Annotated in this window: 11 protein-coding genes; 1 reads left to right on the forward strand and 10 read right to left on the reverse strand. The window is 63.4% G+C overall.

Features of this window, described 5'->3' with window-relative positions; all coding sequences use genetic code 11:
• From ACP5MM_RS07045 to ACP5MM_RS07055, 3 genes are all read right to left on the reverse strand, one after another.
• On the reverse strand, positions 1-931 hold a 931-nt coding region (locus ACP5MM_RS07045; RefSeq protein WP_427934320.1), incomplete at its 3' end, for a nickel-dependent hydrogenase large subunit.
• 38 nt (positions 932-969) lie between these two features.
• Positions 970-2007, reverse strand: a complete 1038-nt coding sequence (locus ACP5MM_RS07050; protein WP_427933419.1) for a hydrogenase — start codon at positions 2005-2007, stop codon at positions 970-972.
• A 4-nt stretch (positions 2008-2011) separates the two neighbouring features.
• Positions 2012-3334 carry a sensor histidine kinase gene (locus tag ACP5MM_RS07055; RefSeq protein WP_427933421.1) on the reverse strand — a complete coding sequence of 441 codons (1323 nt, stop codon included), beginning with the start codon at positions 3332-3334 and terminating at the stop codon, positions 2012-2014.
• A gap of 508 nt (positions 3335-3842) precedes the next feature.
• Between ACP5MM_RS07055 and ACP5MM_RS07060 the strand changes: the two genes are divergently transcribed.
• On the forward strand, positions 3843-4490 hold the full coding sequence (locus tag ACP5MM_RS07060) for a dienelactone hydrolase family protein (protein ID WP_427934321.1): 648 nt from the start codon (positions 3843-3845) through the stop codon (positions 4488-4490).
• Positions 4491-4531: 41 nt separating this feature from the next.
• Here the strand turns inward: ACP5MM_RS07060 and ACP5MM_RS07065 are convergent, their stop codons facing one another.
• The 7 genes from ACP5MM_RS07065 to ACP5MM_RS07095 all read right to left on the reverse strand — a co-directional run bounded on the left by ACP5MM_RS07065 (position 4532) and on the right by ACP5MM_RS07095 (position 13027).
• Positions 4532-5305 carry a DUF72 domain-containing protein gene (locus ACP5MM_RS07065; RefSeq protein ID WP_427934322.1) on the reverse strand — a complete coding sequence of 258 codons (774 nt, stop codon included), beginning with the start codon at positions 5303-5305 and terminating at the stop codon, positions 4532-4534.
• Between the two features lie 42 nt (positions 5306-5347).
• On the reverse strand, positions 5348-5563 hold the full coding sequence (locus ACP5MM_RS07070) for a hypothetical protein (protein ID WP_427932755.1): 216 nt from the start codon (positions 5561-5563) through the stop codon (positions 5348-5350).
• Between the two features lie 194 nt (positions 5564-5757).
• Positions 5758-6708, reverse strand: a complete 951-nt coding sequence (locus tag ACP5MM_RS07075; protein WP_427932754.1) for an acetyl-CoA carboxylase carboxyltransferase subunit alpha — start codon at positions 6706-6708, stop codon at positions 5758-5760.
• Between the two features lie 20 nt (positions 6709-6728).
• Positions 6729-10214 carry a DNA polymerase III subunit alpha gene (dnaE, locus tag ACP5MM_RS07080; RefSeq protein ID WP_427934323.1) on the reverse strand — a complete coding sequence of 1162 codons (3486 nt, stop codon included), beginning with the start codon at positions 10212-10214 and terminating at the stop codon, positions 6729-6731.
• Positions 10214-10804: a ribonuclease HII gene (locus ACP5MM_RS07085; protein ID WP_427932750.1), complete on the reverse strand. Its 591-nt coding sequence runs from the start codon at positions 10802-10804 to the stop codon at positions 10214-10216. The genes dnaE and ACP5MM_RS07085 overlap by 1 nt, the downstream gene beginning before the upstream one ends.
• Positions 10801-11928: a lipid-A-disaccharide synthase gene (gene lpxB, locus ACP5MM_RS07090; protein WP_427932749.1), complete on the reverse strand. Its 1128-nt coding sequence runs from the start codon at positions 11926-11928 to the stop codon at positions 10801-10803. Before lpxB ends, ACP5MM_RS07085 begins: the two co-directional genes overlap by 4 nt.
• Complete coding sequence (locus ACP5MM_RS07095) at positions 11921-13027, reverse strand: DegT/DnrJ/EryC1/StrS family aminotransferase (RefSeq protein WP_427932747.1); 1107 nt, start codon at positions 13025-13027, stop codon at positions 11921-11923. The genes lpxB and ACP5MM_RS07095 overlap by 8 nt, the downstream gene beginning before the upstream one ends.
• Between the last annotated feature and the right edge of the window lie 67 nt (positions 13028-13094).

Consider the following 13094-nt stretch of genomic DNA (forward strand, 5'->3'; position numbering starts at 1 on the left):
CATCGGGCAAGGTGACCCCATTGCGGGGATGGACAGGTTCGGCAGTGCCGGTCATCCAGGCGTGGCTGATGTCTTCGGTGATGGCCTCCACGGCCAAGTCCCCTACCCCGCCGTCCCAGACCCCCGCCGCGAAAAGGTGTCCGCCATCCTGCCGGTAGGCGCCATAACTCATAAAGCGATCGGTCGCCCGACCTAGCCTCTCCAGGCCCAAATAATCGGCAACATGCAAGAACATGGTGAAGTCACTAGCATGAGGCGAGCGGTCGCCCATCCATGCGCGCAGTTCATCCATGCTGTCGATGGCAGCGATCGCCTCCAGGCGATCGCCAAAGGTCTTGGTTTCCAAAAAACGCCGGAACCCGGCGAGGATGGCCGACAGGTGCGCACGTTCATGGGCTGCCACGGCGCACGTCGTCCCTCCAGGTTGAATAGACAGCGTGTGGGGCCACTTGCCGGCCAGGAGCCCGGTGAGATGGAGGAGACCGGCGCGGGCCGCGAGCACTTCCCGGGCTGCGCTGCCGGCCATGGCCTGGAAGCGATCATTGATCGTGGGGTACCAAGGCGCATCCGCGTAGATGGGGCGAGCGAAGTCGGGCATAAAGAACAAGTAAAAATGCGTGAAGTGATCTGCCAAGTTCTCGGCCGCCAGGATCAGGTTGGCGGCAATGGCACCATTGGGCGGCATAGCAATATCCTGGGCGTCCGCCAATGCGCCGGCGGCTGCGGCGGACTGCGCGACGGAACAGATCCCGCAGATACGAGGGGTGATCGCCAAGGCATCCATAGGGACCTTTCCAGCCAGGATCTGCTCGAAGCCCCGATACAGGGGAACATTGGCCCAAGCCTCGCGCACCTGCCCCGCCTCGATATCCAGACGAAGCTCCAGGTCTCCCTCAACGCGGTTGAAGGGACCAACGACTAGCCTGGACATGATTTCACCTCCTTGATAGCCACGCCTAGCCTAGTCCATCAATTTTTGCCGCCCCGCGGGGCCTTGCCGCCCGGCGGCACCACGGTGTGATCAGCGACCGCATTACGCCTCAGGCGTTCCGGGGTAGCCGCCTTGGCCAGGGAGGATAGGGCAACAAACCAGGCCTTGGGCATGTCCGTGGGAAGCCCTACGGGAATACCTGCGATCTTGGGGGTGTACTGGAAGGCATGGCCTGGCTCCTCGAATTCCGGGGCCGTGCAGTTGATGCAGGCATAGCCGCCGCGAATGCAGGAACCCGCACCATTCCATAACCGGGTGTTGCAGTCGGCATGGGCCTGGGTGCCCAAACAGCCCAGGTGTTCCATCAGGCACCCCAACTGGGAATGCTCCTGTGCACTGGCCTTATATTCATAAAATTCGTTGCGTGGACAGCCATGGTGGACGAGATGGTCGGCATAAAGGCGTGGTCGTCCGAATTCGTCCAAGGCACCGGCGTCCATTTCACCCGCCGCCAGAAGCATAAAGGTATCGATCACCCAGTTGGGATGCACTGGGCAACCGGCGATGTTGACCACCGGCAGGTTCTCCAGGCTGCGATAGCCGGCCCCAAGGGCACCACCCATCTGGCTGCCGTCATACTGCAAACCGCAGGCATCGGTGGGATTGGGGCCAGCCGTTGTCACACCGCCAAAGGCGGCGCATGTGCCCACTCCCACGCAATACCGCGCCCTAGCCGCCAAGCGCCGTACCCAATCGATCATGGGCACATCCGTGCCGGCCAGTACATGGAAGCGTCCAGTCTGGTGCGGACCGCGCAAGAGCGATCCTTCAATGCACAAAATGTCGAGGGGCTCATCGCCGGCAACGATAGCTTCTAATAAATCGACCAGCTCGTGAGTGCTGGCCTCGCTTAGGGAAGGATGCCAAAGCAGACGAATGCCCGCCAGTTCCAATGAGCTGATAAGATCCGGTCCCTCGGCGCAGAGCAAAGACATGCTGCACCCGCCGCAACCTCCGGATTGCAGCCACAGTACCTTCATTTCCCGCCCGCTTTCTCCAGCGTTCGCCAATCTCATGGATTCAACTCCCAATGTTATCCCCGGGGCGGACAGAGGGCAGATCCAAGCGGAACACCGCGCCACCCTGGGGGTGATTGTGTGCCTCCAGGCGGCCGCCGTGCTCGTTGACGATGCCGTAACTGATTGCCAACCCCAGCCCTGTGCCGGAACCTACGGGCTTGGTGGTAAAAAAGGGGTCAAAGATCTGCACCAGATCGGCCTCGGCAATGCCGGGGCCGAAGTCGCGGACTTGCAGCCAGACCCTGCCACCCTCCTCGCCACCGCAGATCTCTAGGTGAGGGTGCTCCATATCGGCCATCGCATCCAATGCGTTCTGCACAAGGTTCATCAGGACCTGCTGGATCTGGCCGGCATGGCCGAACACCCGCAGTGACGCGGGCAGATCGTAATCCACCTCCAGGGCTTCCGGGCCGCCTTTGCTCACCCAATGCACCGCCCGCCGCAATACCGGCTCCACGTCGAAAAGCGCGTATTCCCCCTGCTTTCCGGATGAAAACTGACGTAATCCCTGGACAATATCCCGCACCCGTTCGGCCCCCTCCATGGTGCCGGTGATCAGCGGAGACAGGTCGTCGAGAATGCGGTCGATGCGCAGCTCTCCCCGCAGCCGATCCTGATCCGCCCCCGGCCCCTGCTCATGGAAGAAGGCAATGTAGCGGGCTAGCCGCCGGGCGTAGCGATCCAGCGCATGGACGTTGCCGTAGATAAAGCTGATGGGATTGTTCAGTTCATGGGCCACCCCAGCCACCAGGCGACCGAGGGAGGCCATTTTTTCCGACTGCACTAATTGTTTCTGGGCAGTCTTCAACTCGGTGTGAGCCTGATTCAAGGCCCGATACGCCTTGTGCAACTCGCCAACCGGCCGGCCCAAGAGTACCATGCCCACCAAGCGCTTCCGATGGTCATAGCGGGATGTGCAGTTGATGTCCACCGGGATTGGTTCATCGCGGCCGCGCAACTGCAGTGCGCAATCATGTATGGCCTTGTCGCGGATGCACTGCGCGAAGCCGTCTACCAGCAGTTGGCTGTCCTTGGTGAAAAGGGATTGGAAAGGGCGGCCCAGCAATTGATCTGCCGACAACCCGGACAGGTCTTCCAGTGCCCGGTTCACCTGCTGGATGGCGCCCGTAAGGTCGCAGACAATGAGTACATCCGTCATGGAGGCGAGGATACTGGCAAGGAAATGTTGTGCCTCTTCCAGGGCGACGTTCTTCTTCTCCAGTTCCACTTGATAGCGGACGAGATCGGCATAGGTCTCATCCATCTTGTGGATCACCTCGATCCACGCTGTCTCTTGTGCGGCGAAAGGCAAAGCGTCGCTCAACGCCCACCCCGATAGCCGGTATCCATGCCATGCCCGTAGCCTGCACCGCCCGAACCACCCCTGCCAGCGCCAGTAATGGTGCCTCTGCCACCACTGCGGCTACCCACCAGCCCCGCAACCTTTGTCAACTGCCATTCACTACGCCTGGCCATCACCCACCTCCTTTGCACATCACCCAGCACCATGGCCGGATCGCAACGAAAGCCTTTGCTCAAACTTTGTCACAGTATAAGGCCGTATCGAGATCAGGATGCAATAGGAGATCTTTGGTCGATCTCAGCGACACCTTACGCTCATGGAGCCTGCCGGACTACCTGCCGGGCGCCTCAAAAAACAGCGATGGTATTGATTATGATGGAATATAAACGAATGGGCGGAAATGAAGACAGGCAAAAGCGCGATCAAGGCAGATCCCTTCTCGCCGGGCTTGCACTTGGGAGATCGGAGCCTGTCGAAGTGTTCTATAATCGTTAATATACACTGCGCAAGCCATCGGGAGCACCCACTCATGTCTACAGACAGCACGCAACGGACCGTCACCATCCGCGCCGACGGCGAATCTCTGGAAGGCACGCTGGCCATACCCCCGAATGCTCGCGGCTTGGTGCTTTTCGCCCATGGCAGCGGCAGCAGCCGTCTGAGTCCCAGGAATAATTACGTAGCGCAGGTCTTGCGCAGCGGTGGCGTTGGGACGCTCCTCTTTGATCTTTTGAGCGCAGAGGAAGACCGGGATTATGCCAACCGCTTCGCCATCGGATTGCTCGCTGAGCGCTTGGTGGCGGCCACCCGCTGGGTGCGCCAGGAGGCGGAGGCGGCGGGGCTTCCCTTGGGCTATTTCGGAGCCAGCACTGGGGCGGCGGCCGCCTTGCGGGCGGCCGCGCAACTCGGTGACGGCATCAAGGCGGTTGTTTCCCGTGGCGGGAGGCCCGATCTGACCGGGCCGGCCATCTCCCGAGTGACGGCGCCCACCCTCCTGATCGTCGGTGGTCTCGATGATGTGGTCATCGGCATGAATGAGACGGCCTACGCCGAGCTGCGGGCAGAGAAGCAGATGGTCATTGTCCCCGGGGCCACCCACCTTTTTGAGGAGCCGGGCACTTTGGAAGAAGCGGCAAGGCTGGCCTTGGCGTGGTTTCAGCGCCATTTCAAGAAGTAGGAGCGCTCATGCCCGGGGCCGACCGGGCGCCGGCCACCCCATCAACCACCGCCACGGCCGTCTCCATCCGTGGGCAACGCAAGGAGATTTTTGAGTTCCAGGGCATTGCGGGTGGCGTAGGCGGCCTGGTCGTTATTGAAATAAACATGGACGGCGCCCAGATTCCGCCAGCTACGGATGCGCGTCGCCCACACACTCAGGGCGTCCGTCCCATAACAGCCCGCATAGGCTACGGCGCTTGGCCCATGCAGGCGCAGGTAGGCAAAGTCCGCGGTCAGTTCCAGGGGCGATTGGAAACCGGCGAGATCGAAAATGCAGAAGGCGGCGTTGTGGGCACGCAGAAGCGCGTAGATCTCCGGATGGTGCCAACTCGGGTCGCGCATCTCGAAGGCATAACGGTGCCCCGGAGGCAAATTGTTCAGAAAACGGTCCAGACGTTGGGCGTTGCGCCGCCAACGGGGTGGCAACTGAAAGAGCAAGGGGCCGAGTTTCCCGCCGAGGATTTCCATGCGTCCGAGGAAAACGGCCACGGCGTTTTCCGCGGCAGAGAGCTTTTTCCTATGGGTAATCAATCGACTGGCCTTGGGAGCAAAACAAAAGCCCGGGGGAGTCCGTTCCTGCCAAGTGCCTAGGGCCTTTTCGCCGGGGAGGCGATAAAAGCTGCTGTTGATTTCCACGGTATCGAAATGGCGGGCATAAAAACCCAGCCACCCGTGCGCTGGCAGGGCGTCAGGATAAAATGGGCCGCGCCAGTGGGGATAATACCAGCCGGAGCAACCGATCCGATAATTGCTCGCCGGGCGCCCGCCGTTCATTTCGTCCCTTCCCAGCGCCGCCACCCCGACGAGACAGACAGGTCAGTCCGGCAGCTTTTTCTGCCCCTTCCATTGCCGGAAGCGATCTATTTCCCTGCTCACCCCGGGCGCTACCGGGGCGCCATGGGAACTCGCCAGCACCCGGTACATTTCCAAGGCGGCTTCCGCCAGACGATCCTGGGCGCGCAGGATGAATACGGGTTCATCTGCACCGATTCCAGGGATTTGCACATTGCCATATTTGCCGGAACTTGCCATGACGGTTTCCTCTCCTGATGCGGCCTATTTTTAGCGACCTACATAAAACTATAGGCCAGGTTTTCCGAAAAGCAATGGACGAGGGCGGCATGGCCTGGTCTGGCGCTGATGGCTGCCGTGGCAAGGAAGATGGGCATCCTGCCGCATCCCTTCCGGCCCCGGGAGCGAAGGCCCTGGCAAAGGCGGCTACGCGATTACGCTTCACCGACCACGCCATAGCCCATCAATCGATCATAACGGGCGGCCAGGCGTTTGCCGGCGTTCTCCCGCAATAGCCCTTCCAACTGCGGCAACAGGCGTTCCCGCAGAGACTGGGCGGCGGCTTGGGGGTCCCGGTGGGCCCCGCCAAGGGGTTCGGGGACCACCTCATCCACCAGGCCCAGGGATTGCAGGCGCCGCGCCGTTATCCCCAGGGTCTCGGCGGCCTCGGCGGCCTTGCCGGCATCCTTCCAGAGAATGGAGGCACAACCCTCCGGGGAAATCACCGAATAGACGCTATGCTCCAGCATCAGCAAGCGATCCCCGACGCCAATGGCCAGCGCCCCGCCGGATCCGCCCTCGCCGATGACCGTGCAGAGGATGGGGACGTCGAGATCCGACATCACGGCCAGATTGCGGGCAATGGCTTCGCTCTGCCCCCGCTCCTCGGCGCCAATGCCCGGATAGGCCCCCGGCGTATCGATGAAGGTCAGGACCGGCAAATGAAAGCGCTCCGCCAGGCGCAGAAGACGCAGGGCCTTGCGGTAGCCTTCGGGGCGGGGCATGCCGAAGTTGCGCTGGATCTTTTCCTTGGTGTCGCGGCCTTTCTGGTGGCCCATCCACAGGATGGGGATGTCGGCAAAGCGCGCCAGACCACCCACGATGGCATGATCATCGGCAAAGACTCGATCTCCGGCCAGGACCTGTACTTCCGTGAAGAGGGCCTCCACATAGTCCAGGGTATAGGGACGCTGGGGATGACGCGCCACCTGCACCGTTTGCCACGCCCCCAGTTTGCCGTAAATCCGCTGCAACTCCTTGCGCGCCTTGCCCTCCAGGCGTTTGATCTCGTCTTCGATGCCGGGCTGGTTGAGCGCCCGGAGTTCTTCCACCTTGCCTTCGAGCTCGGCCACCCCTTGTTCAAAATCCAGATAATGCATTTTCATCGATTTCCCATGGCTAGAGATCAGGCCGGACGCCGCGCGCTCTGGCGGGCACGATCCAGAGAGACGACATTATGGACCAGCGTGTTGGGTGGGCGGAAGCTCAGGGTCACGCAGTTGCCGAGATTCATGCGCTCAAGGGCCTCCAGCAGATCATTGCTGACCGTGACGCCGAACCCCTCCCCGGCGCGCAGGGTTACCAGCAGCGGATCCAGGTGCACCCGGAAACGCAGCGGGGTAGTCCCCGGGAAACGCTGCACGGCATGGGCAAGCTCCTCGACCGGCGCATTCCTGGACAGGTCCAGACAGAGCATGGCGGCCAGTTCCGCACGTGCCGTCTCCAGGGTCAAAAGACGCTGGGCGCTGACCCGCAACCCGCCGGCGTAGCTATCCTCGCTCACTTCCCCATAGACCAATACCGGATCTTCGCCCTCCCCCATCTTGCCGGCCGCGGCCCATGCCTCGGCAAAGGCGATGCATTCGACCCGCGCAAAACCATCATCCAGCGTGAGGAAATACATCCGGTCACCGCGCTTGGTACGGGTGCTGCGCCGCGCCACCACCAGCCCTGCCAACAGTGCGCTCTGGCCGGCGGCAATGGCGTTCAGCGGGGTGACTCCCATGCCGGCCAAGATTTCCCGCAGGCTCTCCAGGGGATGACCACTCAAATAAAAGCCGAGGGTCTCCCGCTCCTGACGCAGGGTTTCCGTCATCGTCCAGGGCTGCGCATCCGCAAGGGCGGGGGCCACGGGGAGGGATTCGAGCCCGGCGAAGAGAGATTCCTGTTGGCTGGCCTTGGCCTTCTGGTATTGCGCCGCGCCCTCCATGGCCGCGTCCAGGGAGGCCATCAATACGGCCCGGGATCTTCCCCAGCCATCCATGGCCCCCGCCCGGATCAGCGCCTCGACGCCCCGGCGATTGAGCTTTTGTCCATCCACCCGACAGAGAAAATCAAAAAGGCTGGTAAAATTGCCCTCTGCACGGGCTGCCAGGATATTCGCCACCGCGGCGCGGCCCAGACCCTTGACGGCACCCAGACCAAAACGCACGCCTCCTCCTTCCGGCAAGAACTCCAGGGCGCTGGTGTTGATGTCCGGCGGTAGGACGGCAATGCCCATGCGCAGGCATTCGCTGACCATGGCCACCACCTTGTCGGTATGGTCCATATCGGCGGTGAGCACCGCGGACATAAAGATGCGGGGATAATGGGCCTTGAGATAGGCGGTTTGGTACGATACCAGGGCGTAGGCGGCGGAATGGGATTTGTTGAAGCCGTATTCCGCAAACTTTTCCATCAAGTCGAAAATGGCCGACGCCTGCCCCTGGGGGATGCCGTTCTTCGCCGCGCCTTCCAGGAAAATAGCGCGCTGTTTGGCCATCTCCTCCGGTTTTTTCTTCCCCATGGCGCGGCGCAGCAGGTCGGCGCCGCCCAGGGAATAACCCGCCAGGACCTGGGCGCACTGCATCACCTGTTCCTGATAGACAATGACGCCGTAGGTTTCCTGAAGGATGGGGGCGAGGTCCGGGTGGGGATAGCTGACGGCCGCCTTGCCGTGTTTGCGGGCGATGAAGTCGTCCACCATGCCCGACTGCAACGGTCCCGGACGAAAGAGGGCCACCAGGGCCACGATGTCCTCGAAGGTATCGGGCTGCAGGCGGCGGATGAGGTCGCGCATGCCCGAAGATTCCAGTTGAAAGACGGCAGCGGTTTCATGGGACTTGAGCAGGGCGAAACTGGCGGCGTCATCCATGGGCAGGTGCTGGAGGTTGAGCAGCGCTTCACCGCTCTGTCGCTGTTGGGCGTGGACGAGCTTGACGGCCTTGTCGATGATGGTCAGGGTACGCAGACCCAGGAAGTCGAACTTCACCAGGCCCATCTTTTCCACGTCATCCTTGTCGAGTTGGGTGACGTTGCCGCTGCCCTCCGCACCGTCCGTAAAGAGCGGCAGGCGATCGGCCAGGGGCTCGGGCGAGATCACCACGCCGCCGGCATGGGTGGAGGCGTGCCGCGGCAGGCCCTCCAGGCGCAGGGCGATGTCCAGCAGCTCGCGGACATCGTCCTCTTCCTCCCGGCGGCGACGCAGTTCTTCGGACTCGGCCAGAGCCTTTTCCAGGGTCATGCCCAGATCGCCCGGTACCAGTTTGGCCAATTGGTCCACAAAGCCATAGGGCAGGTTCAGCACCCGGCCGACATCGCGCACCACGGCGCGGGCCTTCATGGTGCCGAAGGTGATGATCTGCCCCACCCGGTCGCGGCCATATTTCTCCGCTACGTAATCGATGACGCGATCGCGCTGATCCATGCAGAAGTCCACGTCGAAGTCGGGCATGGACACGCGCTCGGGATTGAGGAAGCGCTCGAAAAGCAAGCCGTGGGCGATGGGGTCGAGATCGGTGATGCGCAGGGCATAGGCCACCAGGGACCCTGCCCCGGAACCGCGCCCGGGACCCACCGGCACATCGTTGTTCTTGGCCCACTGGATGAAGTCGGCGACGATGAGGAAATAGCCGGGAAAGCCCATTTGCTGGATCACCCCCACCTCGCGCAGCAGCCGCTCGCGGTAAGGGATTGCGGCGCTGCCGACGATGGCCAGTTCCTCCAGCCGCTGGTCCAGGCCGGCGGCCGCAGCGTCATGAAAGTATTGATCTATGGGCTCGCCACGGGGTGTCGGGTAAGCGGGCAGGGCGTAATGCCCGAGGACGAGTTCCAGATTGCAGCGCCGGGCAATCTCCACGGTGTTTTGACAGGCCTCCCGCAGGTCGGCAAAGCGTTCCAGCATCTCTTCCGGGTCGGGCAGCCGATGCTCCCGCGTAAAGCGCCGGGGGCGCCGGCTGTCGCTCAAGGTCAGCCCGGCGGCAATGCACTGGCGGGCATCAAAGGCGGCGAAATCGGCGGCATCCAGAAAATGCGCGTTGTTGCTGGCCACCAGCGGCAGGTCCAGGCGCTGGGCCAAGGCGACGGTGGCCGTTACCAGGGCCTCCTGTTCGGCCTCGCCGTTGCGCTGCACTTCCAGGAAAAAACGATCCGGAAAACGCGCGGCATACCAGCGCGCCGTTTCCGCCGCCGCATCGGGATTGCGCAGCAGGAGGCGCCCCACCTCCCCCTGCCCCGCCGCCGATAGGGCGATGAGCCCATCACTGGCGCCGGCCAACCAGTCCCGCTCGATCTGCGCACGGCCATCGCGCAGTCCCTGCAGATAGGCCCGGCTCAGCAAGCGGCTCAAGTGCCGATAGCCCAGGTCATTCATGCACAGAAGCACGAGACTGTGGGGCCGCCCTGGATCCTGGGGGTTCGCTATCCAGACCTCGCTGCCGATGATGGGCTTGACCCCGGCGGAGCGCGCTGCGGTGTAAAACTTCACCAGGGCAAAGAGATTGCCGTGGTCGGTGATGGCGACGGCGGGCATGCCTCTGGCCGCGCAGCGCTTGACCAGCGACTTCACCGGGATGATGCCATCTTCCAGGGAATATTCGGAATGGACATGCAAATGAATGAACTCCGGCTGCATCAGCACTCCTCCCCGGCGCGGTCCACGGGCGCAAAGCCGCGCCGGTGCAAGGGGCAGGGCCCCAGGCGGCGCAATGCCTGCAGGTGGAGATCCGTCCCATAACCCATGTGGCGGGCGAAACCATAGCCGGGATAGCAGGCATCCAGGTCCTGCATTTCCCCGTCGCGTGCCACCTTGGCGAGAATGCCGGCGGCAGCGATGGCATCCACTTGGCCATCGCCCCTCACGATCGTCTCCACCACCATGCCCGGTGGCGACTGATTGCCATCCACCAGGATCCGGAGGGGGCGATGCGGCAGGGCGGCAATGGCGCGCGCCATGGCCTCCAAGCTGGCCTGCAGGATGTTGTCGCGCTCGATCTCCCACACCGGCGCCCAGGCAATGGACCAGGCTAGCGCCTCCCGGCGGATCTGCCGCGCCAGCCCCGCGCGGCGCTGGGCGCTCAAGCGCTTGGAATCGTCCAGACCCGGAATGGGCCGCGCCAGGATCACCGCAGCGGCAATCACCGGACCCGCCAGGGGTCCGCGCCCGGCCTCATCCACCCCCGCCGTATCCCTGCCAAAGTGCTGCAGGAGGACCGTCTGGCTCATGCCAGCATCCGCGTCAGGATTCCGCCCAGCACCGCGCGCCCCTCCCCCTGGAGCAAGGCCCGCAGGGGAGCCAACGCCTGACGCTGCTCCACCCCGCCCGAGCGCAGCAGATCCGCCAGGGTTTCCGCCACTGCGGCGGGCCGGAAATCCTGCTGGATGAATTCCGGATAGACGGCTTTTTGCAGGAGGATGTTGGGCATGGCAATAAAGGGCGTCTTGACCAGGCGGCGCGCCAAGCGGTAACTCAGGGGGTTAAGGGCATAGACCACCACGGCGGGACGCGCCATCAGCGCCGTCTCCAGCGTGGCCGTGCCCGAGGCGACGAGTACCGCGTCGGCGGCGGCGAGCACTTCCTGGGTTCGGCCCACGCGGACTTGCGCCGGGATATCGCCGGCGCCTTCCCGCCAGCGCCGCTCCCAGAGGGGAAGCAGTTCCTCCCGGGCCAGGGCCACCACCGGCAGAACGTCGGGCATCCTCCGGAGCAACTCGACCACCGTCTGCCCAAAGCGGGGTGTCAGGCGCTCCAGTTCCCCACGCCGGCTCCCCGGCAGCAGGGCCAGAACCGTAGACTCGGCGGGCAGATCCAGGCGCGCCCGGGCCTCTTCCCGCGTTGGAGCCTGGGTCGTTTGTGTCAGCAAGGGATGGGCAAGCAGGGCCACCGGTATCCCTGCGGCTTCATACAACGGTACTTCAAAGGGGAACAGCACCAACATCTGGTCCACCACCGCCTTGATCTGATGAATGCGCTGCGCCCGCCATGCCCAGATCTGCGGACCCACCACATAGAGCACGCGCAAACCCATGGCCTTGGCCGCCTGGGCAATGCGCAGGTTGAAGGCCGGGTGGTCGATGAGCACCACCAGCTTCGGCCGCTGCCGGCGCAGATGGTCCAGCACCTGCCGATGCAAGCGGCGCAGGGCCCGGTAATGGCGCAGAACCTCCACCAGGCCGATGACGGCGAGGACCTCGCCATCGGCTACATTCTGCACCCCCGCCGCCGCCAGACGCGAGCCGACCACCCCGGACCACTGCATAGAGAGCCCCGCCTCCCGCGCTGCGCCGATGATTTCCAGGCCCAGGTTTTCCCCCGAGCGCTCCACCGCCAGCAAAAAAGCCTTAGCCAAGGGCTTCCCGGATCGCTGCCGCCACCCTCGCCACCTGGGCCTCCTTCAGTTCCGGGAACATGGGCAGGGAAAGCACCTGCGTGGCCAGGGCATCGGCCACGGGGCAGACCGCCAGGGGCAGATCGGCAAAGGCCTTCTGGCGATGACCGGGAATGGGGTAATACACGGCGCTGGCAATCCCCCGCGCCTGCAGGGCGGCCTTGACCCGGTCACGTTCCGCCACCTGGATGGTGAACTGATGATAGACATGGTGAAAACCCTCCCGGCGGGCAGGCAGGATCAGATCCAGACCGCTGAGATGCTGTTCATACCAGGCCGCAGCCTGACGCCGGCCCCCATTGTAGTCCGCGAGTTGCGGCAGTTCGGCGCGCAGGATGAGGGCCTGGATTTCGTCCAGGCGGCTGTTATAGCCCAGCACGTCATGGTGGTAAACCTGCCAGGATCCGTGATTGCGCAGGCCGCGCAGACGCTCGGCCAGATCGTCATCAGACGTTACCACCATTCCGCCGTCACCGGCGCCACCCAGATTTTTGCTGGGGAAGAAGGAAAAGCAGCCGATATGCCCAAAGCTCCCTACCCGCCTGCCTTCGATCTCCGCACCGATGGCCTGGGCGCAATCTTCGATCACCTTCAGGCCGTGGCGATCCGCCAGCGCCATGAGGGCGTGCATATCCGCCGGCAGGCCATAGAGATGAACGGGAATGATGGCGCGGGTGCGCGACGTAATGGCCTCCTCCACGCCGGCGCTGGTCAGGGCAAAAAAATGGGCGTCCACATCCACAAAGACCGGCGTCGCGCCCACATAACGCACCGCCTCGGCGGTGGCGATGAAGGTGAAGGTCGGGACGATGACCTCGTCACCGGGGCCGATATCCAGGGCCCGCAGGGCCAGCATGAGGGCGTCGGTTCCCGAGGCGCAGCCCAGGGCATGGTCCACCCCGAGGAAGGCCGCGATCTCCGCCTCCAGAGTGCGCCCCTGCTCGCCGAGGATAAAGTGCGCCTGGTCCAGCAAGTCCCCCATGCCGGCAAGGATTTCCTCGCGCAGGGGCGCGAAATGGGCGCGAAGATCCACCATTGGGATGGGGCTTTGATTCACCATGACTTATCCTCAGTTTGACAGTAATCTCTTCGGCGCCTGGCAAGATCCGGGCTGCTGTTGCGTAACC

This window comes from Acidithiobacillus sp. (assembly GCF_049965315.1).
Lineage (GTDB): Bacteria > Pseudomonadota > Gammaproteobacteria > Acidithiobacillales > Acidithiobacillaceae > Acidithiobacillus_B.